The sequence below is a fragment of the Buchnera aphidicola (Symydobius americanus) genome, from assembly GCF_964059135.1.
Lineage (GTDB): Bacteria > Pseudomonadota > Gammaproteobacteria > Enterobacterales > Enterobacteriaceae > Buchnera_L > Buchnera_L aphidicola_AJ.
Window position 1 is genome coordinate 313,035 of sequence record NZ_OZ060393.1, and the last position, 21,438, is coordinate 334,472.

18 protein-coding genes are annotated in these 21,438 nt (G+C 24.1%); 8 read left to right on the plus strand and 10 right to left on the minus strand.

The genetic code is table 11. The features are described from left to right. Positions 1-151: 151 nt before the first annotated feature. From cysC to AB4W55_RS01500, 7 genes are all read right to left on the minus strand, one after another. On the minus strand, positions 152-763 hold the full coding sequence (cysC, locus tag AB4W55_RS01470; protein ID WP_367672285.1) for an adenylyl-sulfate kinase: 612 nt from the start codon (positions 761-763) through the stop codon (positions 152-154). A 15-nt stretch (positions 764-778) separates the two neighbouring features. Beyond that, the gene (locus AB4W55_RS01475) at positions 779-2,203 is read right to left on the minus strand and encodes a GTP-binding protein (RefSeq protein WP_367672286.1); all 1,425 of its coding nucleotides are present in this window, start codon (positions 2,201-2,203) and stop codon (positions 779-781) included. A 14-nt stretch (positions 2,204-2,217) separates the two neighbouring features. Next, a complete protein-coding gene (gene cysD, locus AB4W55_RS01480; protein ID WP_367672288.1) occupies positions 2,218-3,126 on the minus strand; it encodes a sulfate adenylyltransferase subunit CysD in 909 nt (302 codons plus the stop codon). Between the two features lie 54 nt (positions 3,127-3,180). Then, positions 3,181-4,554 (minus strand): siroheme synthase CysG, encoded by a 1,374-nt coding sequence (cysG, locus tag AB4W55_RS01485; protein ID WP_367672290.1) that lies wholly within the window; start codon positions 4,552-4,554, stop codon positions 3,181-3,183. Positions 4,555-4,627: 73 nt separating this feature from the next. Then, complete coding sequence (locus AB4W55_RS01490; protein WP_367672291.1) at positions 4,628-5,362, minus strand: phosphoadenylyl-sulfate reductase; 735 nt, start codon at positions 5,360-5,362, stop codon at positions 4,628-4,630. Between the two features lie 19 nt (positions 5,363-5,381). Then, the gene (cysI, locus tag AB4W55_RS01495; RefSeq protein WP_367672292.1) at positions 5,382-7,094 is read right to left on the minus strand and encodes an assimilatory sulfite reductase (NADPH) hemoprotein subunit; all 1,713 of its coding nucleotides are present in this window, start codon (positions 7,092-7,094) and stop codon (positions 5,382-5,384) included. After that, complete coding sequence (locus AB4W55_RS01500) at positions 7,094-8,896, minus strand: assimilatory sulfite reductase (NADPH) flavoprotein subunit (RefSeq protein WP_367672293.1); 1,803 nt, start codon at positions 8,894-8,896, stop codon at positions 7,094-7,096. Before AB4W55_RS01500 ends, cysI begins: the two co-directional genes overlap by 1 nt. A 360-nt stretch (positions 8,897-9,256) precedes the next feature. Here AB4W55_RS01500 and AB4W55_RS01505 point away from each other — a divergent pair, with 360 nt between their 5' ends. Continuing rightward, positions 9,257-10,141: a 5'-3' exonuclease H3TH domain-containing protein gene (locus AB4W55_RS01505; protein WP_367672294.1), complete on the plus strand. Its 885-nt coding sequence runs from the start codon at positions 9,257-9,259 to the stop codon at positions 10,139-10,141. 27 nt (positions 10,142-10,168) lie between these two features. Here the strand turns inward: AB4W55_RS01505 and yihA are convergent, their stop codons facing one another. After that, on the minus strand, positions 10,169-10,777 hold the full coding sequence (gene yihA / locus AB4W55_RS01510) for a ribosome biogenesis GTP-binding protein YihA/YsxC (RefSeq protein ID WP_367672296.1): 609 nt from the start codon (positions 10,775-10,777) through the stop codon (positions 10,169-10,171). Positions 10,778-10,944: 167 nt separating this feature from the next. Between yihA and typA the strand changes: the two genes are divergently transcribed. After that, the gene (gene typA / locus AB4W55_RS01515; protein WP_367672298.1) at positions 10,945-12,759 is read left to right on the plus strand and encodes a translational GTPase TypA; all 1,815 of its coding nucleotides are present in this window, start codon (positions 10,945-10,947) and stop codon (positions 12,757-12,759) included. Between the two features lie 9 nt (positions 12,760-12,768). Here the strand turns inward: typA and gmk are convergent, their stop codons facing one another. Further along, entirely contained in the window at positions 12,769-13,395 is a 627-nt protein-coding gene (gene gmk, locus AB4W55_RS01520; protein WP_367672300.1) for a guanylate kinase, read from the minus strand. 121 nt (positions 13,396-13,516) lie between these two features. After that, positions 13,517-14,452 (minus strand): tRNA-modifying protein YgfZ, encoded by a 936-nt coding sequence (gene ygfZ, locus AB4W55_RS01525; RefSeq protein WP_367672301.1) that lies wholly within the window; start codon positions 14,450-14,452, stop codon positions 13,517-13,519. A 162-nt stretch (positions 14,453-14,614) separates the two neighbouring features. Here ygfZ and prfB point away from each other — a divergent pair, with 162 nt between their 5' ends. The 6 genes from prfB (at position 14,615) to ybeY (ending at position 21,393) form a co-directional block, all read left to right on the plus strand. Next, entirely contained in the window at positions 14,615-15,709 is a 1,095-nt protein-coding gene (gene prfB, locus AB4W55_RS01530) for a peptide chain release factor 2 (protein ID WP_367672303.1), read from the plus strand. A gap of 2 nt (positions 15,710-15,711) precedes the next feature. Further along, positions 15,712-17,223 carry a lysine--tRNA ligase gene (gene lysS / locus AB4W55_RS01535; RefSeq protein ID WP_367672304.1) on the plus strand — a complete coding sequence of 504 codons (1,512 nt, stop codon included), beginning with the start codon at positions 15,712-15,714 and terminating at the stop codon, positions 17,221-17,223. Between the two features lie 44 nt (positions 17,224-17,267). Next, positions 17,268-18,521, plus strand: a complete 1,254-nt coding sequence (lysA, locus tag AB4W55_RS01540; RefSeq protein ID WP_367672306.1) for a diaminopimelate decarboxylase — start codon at positions 17,268-17,270, stop codon at positions 18,519-18,521. 39 nt (positions 18,522-18,560) lie between these two features. Beyond that, positions 18,561-19,421 (plus strand): prolipoprotein diacylglyceryl transferase, encoded by an 861-nt coding sequence (gene lgt, locus AB4W55_RS01545; RefSeq protein ID WP_367672308.1) that lies wholly within the window; start codon positions 18,561-18,563, stop codon positions 19,419-19,421. Positions 19,422-19,505: 84 nt separating this feature from the next. Continuing rightward, positions 19,506-20,840 carry a tRNA (N6-isopentenyl adenosine(37)-C2)-methylthiotransferase MiaB gene (gene miaB / locus AB4W55_RS01550; RefSeq protein WP_367672310.1) on the plus strand — a complete coding sequence of 445 codons (1,335 nt, stop codon included), beginning with the start codon at positions 19,506-19,508 and terminating at the stop codon, positions 20,838-20,840. A 103-nt stretch (positions 20,841-20,943) separates the two neighbouring features. Continuing rightward, positions 20,944-21,393 (plus strand): rRNA maturation RNase YbeY, encoded by a 450-nt coding sequence (gene ybeY, locus AB4W55_RS01555; RefSeq protein ID WP_367672312.1) that lies wholly within the window; start codon positions 20,944-20,946, stop codon positions 21,391-21,393. Positions 21,394-21,438 lie beyond the last annotated feature (45 nt).

Below are 21,438 nucleotides of genomic sequence, written 5' to 3' on the forward strand. Positions count from 1 at the left end.
TTAAGAAAAATTAAAAACTAATTAATGGAAATAAATAATATTTTAAATAATTAATATTTATCAACGATATAACATATTCCCTTAAAACATAAAAAATCAAATATAATATATAAAATAAAAAATAAAATACTTATACTTTAAATAATTACTTTTAAAATACTATGAATTTTTTAGATAATAAAAAATCTAATACTTTCTGAACAGAACAATCAGGAGATTGTATACCATCTAATATAATATCTGGATTCTTAGGTATTTCATATGCAGAATCTATACCGGTAAAATTTTTAATTTTAAAATTAACTACTTTTTTATATAAACCTTTTGGATCTCTTTTTTTACAAAGATAAATCGGAGTATTTACAAATATCTCTAAAAAACGATTTTTTTGTATCATATGTCTAACTTTTTCACGATCTGTTTGAAACGGAGAAATACAAGCAGAAATTACAAATAAACCAGCTTCCATCATAAGTTTGGCAATCTCCGCAATTCTTCTTATATTTTCTGTACGACCTTTATTACTAAAATCAAGATCAGAAGAAATACCCTTCCTAATATTATCTCCATCTAATAAAAATGTTTTTATACCTATTTTATATAAACTGCGCTCTAATAATTTAGCAATAGTAGATTTTCCTGATCCAGATAATCCTGTAAACCATAATAATATAGATTTATGACCATACAATTTTTCACGTTCAGTTGACGTAATTAATGAGTTACTCCATGTAACGTAAATATTATTAATATTACAGCTCATAAAAATATGCTCTAATTAATTGTTAATATTTTTAACATTCCAATCAGGAAAAAATTTACAAATTAATTTATTTAATTCTAATTCAAATGAATTATAGTAATTATTTTTTTTTGATGCAAGATGATAATTACATTTTTTTACCATACCTGCTCCAACTGTCATATTAGTTAAAATATCAATAAAAATTATTCCACCTAAATATTTATGGAGATAATAAGAATTAATAAATATAGGTTCTTCAAAAATAATTTCTATTAAACCAATAGAATTTAAAGATAATTGACTAGTAGTATTTTGTTTTAAAGTATCAGCATTAATCTCATAAAAAATATTTTTTATAATAATAGTAGTAATTTTCCCTAATATTTTAATTTTATATTTTTGATTTAAAAATAATGGGTTTTCAGACATCCAAATAATATTTAATAATGCAGATCGAGAAGTAATAAATTTTGCTGATGGATCAATTAATATGTCTCCTCTACTTAAATCAATATCATCTTCTAAAACTAACGAAATAGGAAGATATTCATCTACTGTTTGTAAATCACTATCAAAAGTAATAATTTTTGAAATTTTAGAATATGACTGAGTAAATAATGTTTTAATTTTCTTTCCAACAAATAATTTACCAGATAATAAAGTACCACAATAAAAACGATCCTTTTTATCTAAACGATTCACATATTGAATAGGAAAAATTAAATCTTTTTCATTATATCCAGAAAAAATATCAATACCTTCTAATGTATTAATTAATGTTTTTCCAGTATACCAAGGCATATTATTACTAATATTAATTATATTATCTCCTAATAATGCAGAAATTGGAACAAAATATATTTTAGGTATCACTGGTAAGTTTTTAGAAAAAATTAAAAAATTGCTTTTAATTTTCTGAAAAATATTTTCTTTAAAATTTACTAAATCCATTTTATTAATTGCAATAATAAAATATTTAATTCCTAACATAGACGAAATCAAACTATGTCTACAAGTTTGATTAGTTAATCCTTTTTGGGCATCAATTAAAATTACAGAAACATCAGAATGAGATGCAGCAGTTGCCATATTACGAGTATACTGTTTATGACCTGGACTATCTGCAATAATGAATTTCTTTGTATTAGTTGAAAAATATCGATACGCAACATCAATAGTAATACCCTGTTCTCTCTCTGCTTGTAATCCATCAACTAACAAAGAAAAATCAATCAATTCTTTTTGATTGTAATCAAATTTAAGATTGTTATTTAATGATAATAACTGATCGACATATACTTCGTTAATCTCATATAATAATCTACCAATTAAAGTACTTTTACCATCATCTACATTACCACATGTTAAAAATCTTAATAAACTTTTTTTTTGTTGTAAGGACCACCATTTCTGAAAATTAATTTTATTACTATTTTTTTCTTTCATAATATGATTCATATTGCACCTATTGCTTAAAAATACCCTTGTTTTTTCTTTGATTCCATAGAACTATTTTGGTCATAATCGATTGTTCTTCCAGAACGTTCGCTCGTATTAGAAATGAGAATTTCTTCTATAATTTCAGGAATAGTTTGTGCTTCTGATTCAATTGCATTTGTTAAAGGCCAACAACCTAAAGTACGAAATCTAATCATTTTATATTCAATTTGTTCATTTTCTTCTAAAGATATTCTATTATCATCAATCATTAATAAATTATTTTTTCTTTCTAAAACTGGTCGTAAACTCGAAAAATATAATGGTACAATTTCAATATTTTCAATAAAAATATATTGCCAAACATCTAATTCAGTCCAATTCGATAAAGGAAAAACCCTCATGCTTTCGCCAGAATTAATATTACCATTATAATTATTCCATAATTCCGGTCTTTGTTTTTTAGGATCCCAACGATGAAACGAATCTCGAAAAGAATAAATACGCTCTTTAGCTCGAGACTTTTCTTCATCACGTCTTGCTCCACCAAATGCTGCATCAAAATTATATTTTTCAATAGCTTGTTTTAAACTTTCTGTTTTCATAATATCAGTATATTTTCCAATATCATTTGATAACGGATTAATTCCTAAAGATAAACCCTGTTTATTTACATGTACAATTAAATTAGCTTGTAAATTATTTACAACTTGATTACGAAAATCATACATTTCACGAAACTTCCATCCAGTATCAACATGTAATAAAGGAAAGGGAAATCGAGCAGGATAAAAAGCTTTTTTGGCAAGATGTAACATTACTGAAGAATCTTTTCCTATGGAATATAACATCACGGGATTTTGAAACTCCGCAACTACCTCACGAAAAATATAAATACTTTCTGATTCTAATTGTTTTAAATGCGTAGAGCATTTTAATATCATTTTATTTTCCTATCATGTGTAATATCTAACAAAAAATAAATCGTTTAAATCACATTATTTATTATGAAACCACATACATTTTTTATGTAAATTGACTACATTACCAACAATCAATAATGATGGACTAGATATCTCTTTTGATAATATAAGCATATTTTTTAACTTTCCAATCAAAATTTTTTGCTGAAAGGTAGTACCTTTTTCAATAAATGCTATTGGTGTAGACATTGATTTTTTATATAAAATAAAATTATTATATATATTATTTATATTCATTTTACCCATATAAATTACTATAGTATCTTGATTTTTAGATAATGCTTTCCAATCAATATTACCCTTATTAATTACATGTCCTGTAATAAAAGTTACACTACTTGAATATAACCGATGAGTTAATGGAATACCAGAATATGCAGCAACACCAATAGCAGCAGTAATACCGGGGATAACTTGAAAAACAACACCAGCATCTTTTAAAGCTTCTAATTCCTCTCCCCCACGACCAAAAATAAAACCATCACCACCTTTTAATCTAACTACTTTTTTCCCTTTTCGAGCTAAAGAAATTAACATACAATTAATTTGATTTTGTGTAATACCACCCGCAACATCTAGACTTTTTCCTACAAAAACAAGTTTAGAGTCACGGCGGGCAAAATCTAAAATATCTTTATTAACTAATGAATCGTATAAAATTATATCCGCTACCTGTAATGCTTGTAATCCTTTTAAAGTTAATAAATCTTTATCTCCAGGACCTGCTCCAACTAATACTACTTGACCTTGATATTCATAATCCTTATGAAATGTTTTTTTTAAAATTTGAACCGCAGTTTCAGTATTTCCATTTAATATGTGATTTACAAAAATACTATTAAATAACTTGTACCAAAATTTTCTTTGAATAGAAATATTATGAAACTTTTTCTGTATTTTCTTCCTCCATTGCTGAGATACAATAGCAATATCTCCAAAATTATGTGGTAACATAGATTCTATCTTTTGTCTTAACATACAACATAAAACAGGAGCAGATCCTCCTGAAGATATAGATATTTTAATAGGATTACGATCAACAATAGCAGGAAAAATAATTGAACATTTTGATATATCATCAACAACATTAACTAATAAATATCTACGATTAGCTTGCTGAAAGATATAATTATTTAAAATATTATCACTTGTAGCTACGATAACAAAAAAAATTTTTTGCAATTGATTGGTATGAAAATTTTTACTAATCCAAAAAATTTTTTTTTGTTTATATAAAATATATAAATCGTTACATAATTCAAAAGCTACAATATTTATTATAGCGCCAGTACGTAATAATAAAAAAACCTTTCTAAATGCAACTTCGCCACCACCAACAACCAAAACTGGTCGCGATTTTAAATTTATAGAAATTGGGAGATAATTCACAAACACCTTTAAAATATATAAAATCATTATAAATATCAAAAAAAAAGAAAAAAAAAATAGATGTTATTTTGTATTAATCATCATGTAGACCGCATTCTCTTTTTAAACCAAAAAAACGAGTTTCTTCTTCTGAAATTCCGTTCGATTTACAAAATGTAGTATGAATATCCCCAACGGAAGAATATCCTTGCTTCAAAAGAGGGTGAAAATCTAAATGATTATTTTTAATATAATCAAATATATCTTGATCACTCCAATCTAATATAGGTAAAACCTTTAAAACATTTGAATGTATTTCAAGATAAGGTAAATTTTTTCGACTAATGGATTGCGTTCTTCTTAAACCTGAAAACCACGTACTTACTGATAATTTTTTAAAAGCTACTTTCATTGGATGTACTTTATTCATTACATTATAAAAATTAATACCATCGATACCTTTTTTCCATAATTTTCCATAGCGAGCTTCCTGCCAAGCCGGAGATAATGTAGAACGAAAAACTTTCAAGTTTAAATTAAATTTTATAATTAATTGATCAATAAATCGATAAGTTTCTGGAAATAAATATCCAGTATCAATTAATATAATAGGAATATTAGGACATTGCTGAATGATTAAATGCAAAGATACAATTGACTGAATTCCAAAACTAGAAGACAAAACATGTTGAGCTGGTAAATTTTTTAAAGACCATGCTATTCTTAACTTAGTAGGTAGTTTTTTTAACAAATTATTACATGCAGATAACATCATGTATTGGTCTTCCTTACTACAAGAAAATATACCTTTTAAATTTAATGTAGACACCTTTACCTCAATGAATTATTTACCAAAAATCAGAAATAGGATTTAAAATTTCTTTTACTATTTTAGAACGAATACAAAAATCGCCAAATCTTTCATTTATATTTCTTTCAGATGACCAACGATGAATTAAAATATCTAAATTTTTTATAATTTCTTCTGAATCAATATTCTCTAAATATAACTTAGCAATTCTAGTGCCAATATAATTACCACCAAGATATAAATTATATCTATTTATAGATTTCCCTATCAATCCTATCTCCGATAATAGAGATCTACCACATCCATTAGGACATCCTGAAATACGAAAAATTATATCTTCAGAAAACATATTATATTTAATTAAAATATGCTCCAAATGATCTAAAAAAAATGGTAATATTCGTTCACCTTCAGCCATAGCTAAAGGACAAGTAGGAAAAGACACACACGACATTGCGCTTAACCTAATTTTTGAATATTTTTGAATTAATCCGTAACTAATAGCAATATCATTAATTCTATCTTTTTCAGAGCTTGAAATATTTGCAATTACTAAATTTTGATTCGCAGTAATGATAAATTTCTTAGAGTGTATTTTAGCTATTTCGGATATTCCTGCTTTCAAAAAAATATTATTTGAATTAAATATCCGACCATTTGGAATAAATAAAATTAAATTCCAATTACCATAAATATCTTGTTTCCATCCAAATTGATCAGTTCTATTTAAAAAAATATATGGATATGACTGTTTAAATGTAATACAACTTCTTTTTTCAATTTCTTTTTTAAATATATCAAATCCAAAATTATTAATAGTATATCTAGTTTTAGCATTTTTACGATTACTTCTATTACCCCAATCCCTCTGAATAGTAATAATAGATTCTGCAATAGATAATATGTTATCAGATTGAATAAAACCTAATTCTTTTGCAAGAGATGGCCAAGTATTTTTATTATTATGATCAATAGATAATCCACCCCCAACTAATACATTAAATCCAATTAATTTATTTGAACGTATTATAGCAATAAAACTCATATCATTAGCATGTATATCAACATCATTATGAGGAGGAATAACTAATGCGGTTTTAAACTTTCTAGGTAAATATGTTTTTCCTAAAATTGGCTCATTTTCAGTAGTCGATATTTTTTTCTGATCTAACCAAATTTCAAAATAAGAATTAGTTTTTGGTAATAAATGATTAGATAATTTTTTAGTCCATTCATAAACTTCCTTATGAATCATAGTTTCGATCGGATTAGAGCTACATAATACATTTCGATTAACATCATTTGCTGTTGCGATAGAATCTAACTGTATATTATATAAAACTTTATGTATAGACTTAATATTTTTTTTTAAAATTCCATGTATTTGAAACGTTTGGCGATTAGTTAATCGAATTGTTCCATATAATGTATAATTTTTAACGTAATTATCAATTTCTAACCATTGTTTAGAAGTAATAATACCCCCAGGCAATCTACACCGAATCATCATGGAATAAAGTGGTTCTAATTTTTGTAAAAAACGTTCTCTTCGAAGATCACGATTATCCTGCTGATACATTCCATGAAACCGAATTAAAAAAGAACTATCTTCACTAAAAGCATTAGTTACTCCATGAGATTCTAATTCATGTTTAATATTACCTCTAAAATAATTACTGGCATATTTTAATTGTTCTTCTTTCGTAAATTGACAGTTCTTATTTTCATTTAAACAATTTTTTTTTGTCATTAATAAACATCTCTCTGATATCTTCGTTTAGACCGTAATTTATGTAAAAATTCTTTCGACTTCAAAATATTCATATTACCAAATCTTGAAAATACATTTAAAAATGCCAATTCAACATCGACAGCCATTTTTTTTGCATCTCCACAAATATAAATATATGCTCCATTCTTAACCCAATTCCAAATTTCTAATCCATTTTCTAAAATTTTATCCTGAACATAAACTACATTACTAAAATCACGTGACCAAGATAAATCTATTTTATGTAATATTCCTTGACGTAAATATCGCATCCATTCTAATTGATATAAAAAATCTTCAGTAAAATTTGTATTTCCAAAAAATATCCAATTTTTACCAATTGATTGATTATATGACCTTTCTTGCATAAAAGCTCGAAAAGGAGCAATTCCGGTACCAGATGCAACCATAATAATAGAATCTTTATCATTAGGTAGCCGAAAATTATTATTTTTAACCACAAAACATCGGATTTGATTATATTTCTTTAAAGAATTAGACAAATACTTAGAAGCACCACCAAAACGCAATCTATCTAAATAAAAATATTTTATAATTTTTACAGTAATATGAATTTCATTATTACATTCCAAAGAAGAAGAAGAAATCGAATACAATCTAGGCGATAATGGCCTAAAAAAATCTAATAATTGATCTACTTTAATGTCGACACATGGTTTGGAAAACCGTATCATATCTATTATAGACGTACAATTTACATAATTTAAAATTTTTTGACGATCATTTTTTATTTGATGCAAAAAAGTATTTTTAGTAAAATGAATATATTTATTAAAAAATACAATTGTATTCAAAGTTAACTCAAAATTTTTTTTTAATACTTCATGAATACTCATTTGTTGATTTTTAAAGTGTACCAATTGATTATATTGTATGTTTAATAAACTTAAAATTTCCTTTACTAAATCATCATCATTTTCATACCATACACCTAACGCATCACCTGGATTATATTTAATCTTAGAATCTTTAAAAATAATTTCAATATGTCTAACATCTTTACTAGAATTCCTTCCAGTAAGCTTCTGATTAACTGTTACAATACCAATAGCAGGATTATACTTATTATAAATAACTTCCTGATTTTTAAAAGAATAATTTTGATCATCATTTAAAACATCTTGATTAACAGTACTAAAAATATTTTTAATTTTATCTAATAAATTTTTTCTCCAAATCGTTGCTTGATCAAAATAATCAACATCAGAATCTACGCGCTCTAATAAAGAAATCCCTCCTAATTCTAATAATTTTTTATCTAAATTTTTAGCTGCTTGACAAAAAAGATTATAAGATTTATCTCCTAACCCAAAAACTGAAAAATAAGTTTTTTTCATGTTTAAAGAAGAATTAGACATTAAAAAATCATAAAACTCTATAGCTTCTTCTGGAGGTTCTCCTTCACCATGAGTAGAAACAATACATATCAAAATCTTTTCATTTTGAATTTTTTTTATCGGATAATCAGATGCATTAAATAAACGTGCATTAATATTATTATCAATGCACTCTTTTAATAAAAGCTCCGATAAACCTTTAGCATTTCCAGTTTGTGAAGCTGATACAATAGTCACCTGAAAATTATTATGAATATCCTTCAGTGTTTTACAATCACTTGATTGATTTGATCCTAAAGCCCAAAAATAACCAGATAACCAAGAAAGTTGTGATGAAGATAAATCTTTAATTAAAGATTTTAATATATTATTCTTATCTGAAGATAGTGGTGAAGATGTATCTAAAATATCTTGATTTTTCATTATAATAAAAAATTCAATAATTATTTAATGATTATATTTTATCTATTACAGAGAAAATAATCTATAATAAATCAAACAAACATGAATCATCTTTGATGCATATAATGTGAACATAAAATTTATATCACTCCATTAATTTAAAATTTAAAAAAAATTATTTCATATAAAATATATATTAAATCATTAAAAATGATATTTCTTAAGAAAATTAAAATAAAAAAAATGTAATTAATAGTATTATAATAAAAATATTTAATTAAATTCAACATTGATACAAAAATAGTAATATAATTAACAGTAAATATATGTAATCTATTTAAAATAATAAAAAAATAAATTATTTATAAAATATTTAACATTATGCATAAAAAAAAACTAGTAATATTACTTGATGGTTCTTATTATTTATATAAATCATATTATGGTTTTATGTCGTTAACCTCTAACACTCACAAAACCTCAGAAGCAATATATGGGATATTAAAAATTATTAGAAACATTTTAATACAATATGCACCACATAAATTAATTATAGTTTTTGATTCAAAAAAAAAAAACTTTAGACAAAAGATATTTCCAGAATATAAAAAAAATCGTATACCAATTCCAAAAGAATTAAAAATACAAATTCCAGTAATTTATAAGATTATCGATGATTTAGGAATACCAATATTAAGCATACCTCATGTTGAAGCAGATGATGTAATAGGAACATTATCTGTAATAGCACAAAAAAAAGGAGAAAATGTACTAATTGGAACAGCGGATAAAGATTTTTCACAATTAGTGAATGAAGATGTTAAAATATTTAATAATATCAACCATACTATCCTAGGACCTAAAGAAATAAAAAAAAAATATGGTGTTCCACCCAAATTAATAATTGATTTATTATCTTTAATGGGTGATAAAACAGATAATATACCAGGTATTTTTGGGATTGGCCAAAAAATAGCAACTAAATTATTATTAAATATTGGATGTATTATAAAAATTTATAAAAATATTAATCAAATTTTATCTTTACCAATTCGTAATATTAATAATATATTTAAAAAAGTAAAAGATGGAAAAAATAAAGCTTTTTTATCATATAAATTAGCAAAAATTAAAATTAATGTTAATTTAAATCAAGAATATGAAAAATTAATTTTTTTAAATAAAAATAAACAAATAAAATATATTTATTCAAAATATCAAGATCTTATAATTGATATTCAAAAGTATATAAAAAATATAAAATAATATTTTAAAAAAGATATATATATCATATTATATTAAAAAATAATTACACCAAGTATTTATCTTTAATAATAATTGATCTAATCCTATTTTTCTAAAAGAAGAAAATAAAATAATTTCAATATGTTTGAAATTAACACATAATTGTTTTTGAAGAGATTTTAATTGTAATTTTTGTGTATTTCTATTTAATTTATCACATTTTGTTAAGAGAAGAAGTAAATGGATTTTTTTTTTTTGTGATAAAGATAAAATAATATTATCAATGGGTCTAATTAATCGGCGAATATCAATTAATAATACTAAACCTTTTAAACAAGAGCGTTGATTTATATAATTAATAATTAAATCATATAAATAATTTTTATTAAATTTATAATTTACAGAATATCCATATCCAGGTAAATCCACTAAACGGAATTGAGAATTTACCTCAAAAAAATTAATCATTTTGGTACTTCCTGGATATTTACTGAATCGTGATAACATATTTTGATTAGTTAAACAATTTATTAAAGTTGATTTTCCTGAATTCGAATAACCAACAAGAGCAATTTCAAGACCGTTGTTATTAACATGAATACAATTAGAATGAATTGAACCTGTTAAAAAACGAGTAGCATGATAATTAATTAACATAATAAAATTATAATCTCATCAAATATAAATATATTTAAAATAATTATATTATAAAATATTTAATATAAAAATATAATATATAATCAATACAAATTTTCAAAATAATTATAATATCTTATAAAACATAAATATATGAAACAAGTTTAATGTTAAAATATAGGTAAAAAATGATTAAAAAATTAAGAAATATAGCAATTATTGCACATATTGATCATGGTAAAACTACACTACTTGATAAACTATTAGAACAATCAGGAACATTAAAAGAAAATGAAGAAAAAAATGATCGAATTATGGATTCCAATGAACTAGAAAAAGAAAAAGGAATTACTATATTATCTAAAAATACTGCTATTCATTGGAAAAATTATAGAATAAATATTATTGATACTCCAGGACACGCAGATTTTGGAGGAGAAGTCGAAAGGGTAATATCAATGGTAGATTCTGTATTACTCATCATTGATGCATTAGATGGACCTATGCCTCAAACACGATTTGTCACTAAAAAAGCATTTGAATATAATCTAAATCCAATTGTTATAATAAACAAAATTGATCGCCAATACGCTAGACCTGATTGGGTAATAGATCAAGTATTCGATTTATTCATTAATTTAAATGCAAACGATAGACAACTTGATTTTCCAATAGTTTATACTTCCGCCTTGCTTGGAACATCTGGTACAGATTATAATAACATGCAAAATAATATGAATGCAGTATATGAAGCTATTGTAAAATATACGCCAAAACCATCCGGAAATCCAAAAGGAAAATTACAGCTTCAAATATCTCAATTAGATTATAATAATTATCTTGGAATAATCGGTATTGGAAAAATTCAGAGAGGTACTATATATAGTAATCAATTAGTATCAATTATTAATCAATCAAAATCAATAAAACATGGAAAAATAGGAAAAATTTTAAAATACTTTGGTTTAGAAAAAATTGAAGTCGAACATGCTATTGCTGGTGAAATTATTGCAGTCACAGGTTTAAATCATTTAAAAATTTCTGATACAGTCTGTGATATCAATCATGTAGAAATTATACCGCCTGTAATTATTGAAGAACCAACAGTAAAAATGATATTTTCAGTAAATACTTCGCCTTTTTGTGGAAAAGAAGGAAAATACGTGACTGCAAATCAAATTTATAAAAGATTAAAAAAAGAAATCATGTATAATGTTGCAATGAGAATAGAAAAAACAAATGATTGTAATTCATTTTTAATTTCAGGAAGGGGGGAATTACACTTATCAATACTTATCGAAACTATGCGAAGAGAAGGATTTGAATTAGAAGTATCTCGACCACAAGTAATTTATAAATATAACAACAATATTAAAACTGAACCATTTGAAACAGTAGTAATAGATATTGATAACCGTCATCAAGGAATAATTATAGAATGTATGGGTGAAAAACAGGGAAAAATTAATAATATTATCCCTGATAATAAAGACAGGGTACGATTAGAATACATTATACCAAGTCGATCTTTGATAGGTTTTCGTAATCAATTTATGAATTTAACATCTGGAACGGGATTTTTTTATTCATCGTTTTTAAAATATGATACTTTTCAAAAAAATTATATAAATAATCGAAAAAATGGTGTATTAATTTCTAATGGAACAGGATTAACTACAGGATTTTCCCTTTTCAATTTACAAGATCGTGGCAAACTATTTGTAGGACATGCAACAAAAGTTTACGAAGGTCAAATAATTGGAATACATAACCGAAATAACGATTTAACTGTAAATTGTTTGACCGGTAAAAAACTCACTAATATGAGAGCATCCGGAACAGACGAAGCAATATCTCTTACTCCAATTATAAATATGACATTAGAAAAATCTTTAGGGTTTATTAATGATGACGAATTAATAGAAATTACTCCATCATCTATTAGGTTAAGAAAAAAATATTTATCTGAAAACGACAGAAAAATTGCAAATAGAAAAAAATAAATACAAAAATTATGTTTTTTTTAGTAAATTATAAATTAAATCATAATATTTATATTTTTGTATAGAAGTAGATAAACGTTCAGAAGAAACAATTTTTATTAAATCAAATACAGCTGTATCAAAATCATCATTAATAATTAAATAATCATAATTCTTATAATAACTAATTTCCAAAATTACTTTCTCCATTCTATGTTGAATTACATCACGATGATCTTGAGATCTTTTGCATAATCGTGAATATAATTCTTTTTTTGAAGGAGGTAATATAAAAATACTTTTTGAATTTTTAAACATTTGTTTAATTTTTATTGCACCTTGCCAATCAATATCAAGCAATATATCAAATCCTTTAGATAAAATTTTATGAACTATTTGATAAGATGTACCATAATAATTACCAAAAACCCTTGCATATTCTAAAAATTGATTTTCTTGAATCATTTTTTTAAAATGTTTAACGGAAATAAAATAATAATGTTTTCCATAATATTCTCCTGGACGTATAGTACGAGTAGTATATGAAATAGATTTATCAATATTTAATAAAAATTTACTTTTTAATACTGCTCGAATCAAGCTGGATTTTCCAGCTCCGCTAGGAGCGGAAATAATAAATACAGTGCCCTTTTTCATAATTTATTAGAACCCATGATAAATAAATATATTATCAATATATAATATATAATAATTAAAAAAAAATAAAATACCCATAATCAAGATTAATAAATTAATTTTAAAAAATATAGAAGAATGTTTAATTAAATCGAAATCTACTTGTTGGATCAACAGATAACCTAAAAACATTTTTTATATGAACTTTATTATTTAACATACATTGAATGAAAAAAAAATGATCTTTTAAACGTAAAACAAAAAATACAAAACCTACTTTTTTCCATAAAATACCATCATTCATTTCAATAGCTGAAAAAATACTTGGTGTAATATTTGAAATACCTAATAAAGTATGTAACTTTCGAGTTTTAATTCGCTTAAAATATACACGAGATATAATTTCTTGACCAAGATAACAACCTTTTTGATAATCGATACCATGAAACAAATCCAAATTGATCTCTTGAGGAAGAAATTTTTGAGATGTTTTTTTTGTAATATAAGGAATACCTGCAGCAATATCTAAAACATTCCATGTATTATCTTCAATTATAAAAAATGTACTCAACATATTTTTTTTTAGATTGATAAGATCCAGGTCTTGTGCGATTAATAAAAAACGTTCTTCTGGATCCTGAAACCATAATAATATAAACTCACGAATAAAAATAACTGGTTTACACATATTAGGTAAATCTGAAAAAAATACAGATAATATACGTCGAGCATTTAAACCAGATATTCCGAATAAAAAATAATTAGATAATGTAATAATTTGAATATCATAAAAAATAGTATATTTTTTAAGTTCTTTAATTTGATCATTAGAAATACTTTTTTTTTGAATATAAATATATCCATTTTGATAATGAAACAACCGTAATACACTTAATACCTTTCCGTGATGATTACAATGCGCACATAAAACGTGAGAGTCAATTTTTAAAAAATCCATATTAATAGTAAGCTGGTTTTGTAAACACATTTTACTATCCGAGCCAGATATAAATACTAAAGAATAATCATTAACATGAGTTAACGAACAGATTAAATGAGAAATATTATTTTTCTTCATATTCTAATTATTTTCGTAAAAAATATAATTTTATTATATATTTAAAAAAAATAATATTATAGAAATTAATTAAGTACTTTAGCATAGATAAAATATGATCTATATTAAAAAATAAATACATAATAGTAAAATAAAATATGTATAAGGCTAAAGGATAATTCAATGACAATAGATATATTAATTGAATATACAAAAAGACTGATTAAAAAAATTCAAAACTTCCGAAAAAGTATACAATATAAAAAAACAAAAGAAAGAATTAATGAAATTAATATAACATTAAATTACACAAAAAATAGATTAAATAAAAAAGATATTAAAAAAATACAAGATGAAAAAAAAACATTAAGTTTAATAATTATAAAAATTAAAAATATTAAAAAAAAAATCATAGAAATCAAAGAGTTAATTAAACTATCAATACAATTTAAAGATACCACTATACTTTTAGATATTAAAAGAGAATTAGATATTATTAACAATAAAATTAAAAAAATTGAAATTCATCACATATTTTTAGGGAAATATGATTATTGTAATTGTTATCTTGATATACAATCTGGTTCGGGAGGTATAGACGCTCAAGACTGGTCACAAATTCTATTAAGAATGTACTTAAAATGGCTAGATAAAAAAAAATTTAAAGTAAAAATTATGCAAGAATCATACGGAGAAATTGCAGGTATTAAATCCGCAACAATAAAAGTTATTGGAAAATATGCATTCGGTTGGCTAAGGACAGAAACCGGTATTCATAGATTAATTCGAAAAAGTCCATTTAATTCTGGTAGTCGACGACATACTTCATTCAGTTCAGCATTTGTATACCCAGAAATAGATAATACAATTAAAATTAATATTAACCCTGCTGATCTAAGGATCGATGTATATCGATCATCTGGAGCAGGAGGACAACATGTTAATCGAACAGAATCTGCAGTGCGAATTACTCATTTACCTACATTAACAGTCACACAATGTCAAAATGAACGTTCTCAGCATAAAAATAAAGAACAAGCAATGAAACAAATGAGAGCAAAACTATATAATTTAGAAATAAAAAAAAAAAATCAAGAAAAAAAAATTATCGAAAATAATAAATCTTCTATTCGATGGGGGAACCAAATTAGATCCTATGTCCTTGACCAATCTCGCATTAAAGATCTGAGAACTGGAATTGAAACACATAATATTCAATCAGTATTAAATGGAGAATTAGATATTTTTATTCAAACAAGTTTAAAAATAGGATTATAAAAATGTCACATAAAAATAACATCAATGAAAATCATACTAATACATGTAATGAATATGAAATGAGAAATAAAAAACTCAATCAAATTCGTAAACAGGGATTTAATTTCCCAAATAATTTTAAACCAAATACCAATATAAATTATATCAATAAAAAATATACTGATAAAAGCAATACAGAACTTCATGAAAAAAAAATCGAGATTCAAATAGCAGGAAGAATGATGAAACAACGCATTATGGGTAAAGCATCTTTTATTACATTAAAAGATATGAATGAAGAAATACAGATTTACGTAACAGAAAAAAAAATATCTTTAGAAATTTATCAAAATAAATTTAAAAAATGGGATCTTGGTGACATTCTAGGCGTTCAGGGTGTATTATTTAAAACTAAAACGAATGAACTATCCATATATTGCGAAAAAATTTATTTACTATCAAAATCATTAAGACCTCTGCCGAATAAATTTCATGGTCTATTAGATAAAGAAATGCGATATCGAAGAAGATACCTTGACTTAATAACCAATAAAAACTCAATTAAAATTTTTCAAAAAAGATCAAAAATATTAACTATTATTAGAAATTTTATGGAAAAATACAATTTTATAGAAGTTGAAACCCCTATGATGCAAAATATTCCAGGAGGAGCTACAGCCCGTCCTTTTATTACGTATCACAATAGTTTAAATACAAAAATGTATTTAAGAATATCTCCCGAATTATACCTAAAAAGATTAATTATTGGAGGATTTAAAAAAATATACGAAATTAATCGAAACTTCAGAAATGAGGGAATATCGTCAAAACATAATCCAGAATTTACCATGATGGAATTATATATGGCTTATTCAAATTACAAAGACTTAATGGAATTTACAGAAAAATTATTAAAGGTAATTATAAAAACAACCCTAGGATCCTACAATATTAAATATCATAAATATTTAATTAATTTCTATAAACCCTTTAAAATATTTACTATGAAAGAATCCATAATTCATTTTAATCCCAATATCCATGAATCAGATTTAAAAGAATTAAAAAAAATTCAAAACATTGCATTACAATATGATATAAAGATTCAAAAAACATGGAGTATAGGGAAAATTACTACAAAAATATTTGAAGTTACCACAGAAAAAAAAATTATCCAACCAACATTTATTACAGAATATCCAATCGAAGTTTCTCCGTTAGCAAAAAGAAATAATCAATATAAAAATATTGCTGATAGATTTGAATTATTTATTGGCGGTATGGAGATAGGAAATGGATTTTCCGAATTAAACGATCCAGAAGAACAAAAGTCAAGATTTTTAAAACAAAACGAAAAGCATTATAATCCCCAAGAGGAAAAAACGTTTTATGATAAAGAATATATTATTGCCATGGAATACGGTTTACCACCTACATCTGGACTAGGCATAGGAATTGATAGATTAATTATGCTTATTACTAATCAAAAAAATATACGTGATGTAATTTTATTTCCAACATTACGACCTGTTTAAATTTATTATAAAAATATTACAAATTATTTATCGCCGAGGAAAATATGAACCAACCAAAAAAAATACAAACATCTTTTAATAATAGACAAATCTTATCACTTGTCAAACAATATGGCAGTCCAATCTGGGTGTATAATGCAAAAACTATTAATCAAAAAATAAATACATTAAGAAAATTTGATATTATTCGTTTCGCTCAAAAATCATGCTCCAATATTCATATATTGCGGCTATTAAATAAATTAAATGTACAAATTGATGCTGTTTCATTAGGCGAAATAGAAAGAGCATTACTTGCAGGATACAAACCCGAAAAAGATGAAATCATTTTTACTGCAGATATCTTTGATAAAGAAACATTAAAAAAAATCATTGATTTAAACATTACAGTAAATGCAGGATCAATCGATATGTTAGAACAACTCGGTAAAAAATCACCCGGTCATAGAGTTTGGATACGTATTAATCCGAAATTCGGACATGGACATAACAATAAAACAAATACTGGGGGAGAAAATAGTAAACATGGAATATGGAATCCAGAATTAGCATTACCAGTAATTAAAAAATACAAACTTCATCTAGTAGGTTTACATATGCATATTGGATCCGGAGTAGATTATTATCACCTAAAAAAAGTTTGTTCCGCAATGGAGTCATGTGCCATATTATTGAATCAAAATATTCAAACTATTTCAGCTGGTGGAGGATTACCTGTTCCCTATAAAGAAAAAGAATCCCCAATTGATATTAATAATTATTTTTCATTATGGAATAAAACTCGTAAAAAAATATCAAATTATTTTGGAAATAATATTAAATTAGAAATTGAACCTGGAAGATTTATAACAGCAGAATCAGGTATTTTAATTACAAAAGTATATGTATCTAAAACAACAAAAAATAAAAAATTTATTTTAATTGATGCAGGATTTAATGATTTAATGCGACCAGTAATGTATGGTAGTTATCACCAAATCTCTATCATAACAGCAGATAATAGAATACTAGATTATACTAGAACTATGAAAACTATTATCGGAGGTCCAATATGTGAATCAGGAGATATTTTTACTCAAAATCAACAAGGAGAAATAGAAGAAAGAGATCTACCAGAAATAAAAATCGGAGACTATATAATTTTTCATAATACTGGGGCATACGGTTCATCAATGTCATCAAACTATAATACAAGACCGCTTATACCAGAAATATTAATTGAAAATAATCTTCCTAAAATAATTAGAAGAAAACAAACAATTACAGAATTATTACAATTAGAAATAGACACTTATTAAATTATTCCATATTTTTATAAATTATTTAAAATAAAAAATATGATAATATATTTCCCTCAAATAAAACCTATATTAATTTCAATCGGATTTATATGCATATATTGGTATGGAATTACATATATTATAGGTCTAATTATATCAATATGGTATGGAAAAAAATATATTAAAACAATCAAAAATAACAAATGGAACAATCAAGATATTGAAACATTAATATATAACAGTTTTATTGGAGCGGTTATTGGTGGTCGTCTGGGATATTGTTTTTTTTATCACAATACACATGTCTTACAAAATACATTATACATATTTCAAATTTGGAATGGAGGAATGTCATTTCATGGAGGATTAATTGGAATAATTATTTCAATATTTGTATCTTCAAAAAAAATAAAAAAAAATTTTTTTGAAATTTCTGATGTTCTATCTGTAATAGCACCAATAAGTTTAGGTATAGGAAGAATTGGAAACTTCATTAATGAAGAATTATGGGGGAAAGTTACTACATATGCTCCGATTTCTATATTGTTTAAAAAATCGAAATTAGAAGATTTAATCTTTATTTTTGAAAATCAAAAATATCAAGTTCTATTTATAAAGTATCATAATTTACCTAGACACCCTTCCCAAATATATGCAATGATATTGGAAGGAATAATATTATTTTTAATCATGAATAAATATCAAAAAAAATATTATTTAAAAGGTTTCATATCAAGCATGTTTATAATAAATTATAGTTTATTAAGATTTTTAAACGAATTATTTCGAGAACCAGATATACAAATTGGATTATTTTGGAATGTTTTTAGCATGGGACAAATATTTTCTATAATAATGTGTATCACTGGTATTATAAATATAATTATATTAAAAAATAATTATAAAAACCTTAATTAAATTAATGTTAAAAATCAATATGAAATGTAATTTACAATAAAAAATAAAAAAAATGATTAATTTTATCTAATGTATAAAAAAAATATGCAAAAAAAACATAAAAAAGTTTATATAAAAACATGGGGTTGTCAAATGAACGAGTATGATTCATTGATGATCAAAAATATATTAACAGATAAAAAAAAATACATTATTACTCAAGATTATTACGAAGCTAATATTTTAATTTTAAATACTTGCTCCATTCGAGAAAAAGCTCAAGAAAAATTATTTCACCAATTGGGAAGATGGAAATATATAAAATTAAAAAATCCTGATACAATTATTGCAGTAGGTGGTTGTGTAGCAGTTCAAGAAGGAAAAAAAATTTTAAATAGAGCAAAATATGTAGATATTATTTTTGGTACTCAAACACTGCACCGACTACCAGATATGATTAATCAAAAAATTAAAGAAAAACAATCTATTATAGATATTAGTTTTCCTAAAATAGAAAAATTTAAAAAAATTTATATATCAAAAAATATAAATTATTCAGCTTCAGTATCCATCATGGAGGGATGTAATAAATATTGTTCTTTTTGTATTGTACCTTATACTAGAGGAAAAGAAATCAGTAGACCGTATAATCAAATAATTAATGAAGTTTCATTATTAGCAAAAAACGGAATTAAAGAAATTATCTTATTAGGACAAAATGTTAATTCATACTGCGATAAATATACAAGTCATGAAAAATACACGTTTTCAAAATTATTAAAAAATATTTCATACATTAATAATATTGAACGTATTAGATTTATTACCAGCAATCCCATGCACTTTACAGATGATATTATTGAAATTTATTATAACACACCTAAGGTAGTCAGTTTTTTGCATTTACCTATACAAAGCGGATCTAATAGAATTTTAAGATTAATGAAGCGATCATATTCAGTTCAAGAATATGAAGAAATTATAAAAAAATTAAAAAAAGCTAGACCAAATATACAAATTAGTTCAGATTTTATTGTAGGTTTTCCGGGCGAAACAGAGAGTGATTTTCAAAAAACTATGGAAATTATCTCTAAAATTAATTTTGATACAAGTTTTAGCTTTATATATTCCCCAAGACCTGGAACACCAGCATCCAAATTATCAGATAACATTAATATTAATGAAAAAAAAAATAGATTGCAGATTTTACAAAAACAAATTAAAAAACAAACACTATATTGGAGTAAAAAAATGTTACAAACAAAACAAAATATACTAATAGAAAAATATTTTGATAAAGATAAAAATATTTTATCTGGAAGAACAGAAAACAATAGAACTGTGATTTTTGAAGGGGAAAAAAAAAATTTAGGAAAAATTGCTACAGTATATATAACAGAAATAAAAAATAATTTATTAATAGGAAAATATATCCAATAATTATTTATAAATATTATAAAAATAATTAAAAAATAAATAAATTATTTCATCAATATATTAATATCTATGTAAAATACAATAGTTTTAAAAAAATATTAAAAATATGAGAAAAATTAAATTAAATCTACAAATTAAATGTCATAAAGAAAACCATATTCCTAAAAAAAAAAAAATTAAAACTTGGATAAAATCAATTATTAAAAAAAAATGCGAAATTACAATTCGTATTGTAAATATTTCAAAAATTAAAAAATTAAATTTTCTATATCGAAATAAAAATCAATCAACTAATATACTATCTTTTCCTTTTGATTCACCAAAACATATCAAATCTAAGATATTAGGAGATCTTGTAATCTGTGCAAGCATTATAAAAAAAGAAGCAATTTTACAAAATAAAACAATAGATGTGCATTGGGCGCACATAATTATACATGGAACATTACACTTATTGGGATATAATCATAATAATTTAAATACATCAAGTATAATGGAAAAAATCGAAATTAAAGCAATGATAAATTTAGGATATAATGATCCATATTTGATATAAAAATTGTAAATTTAAAAAATATTGATATAAAAATATAATAGTATG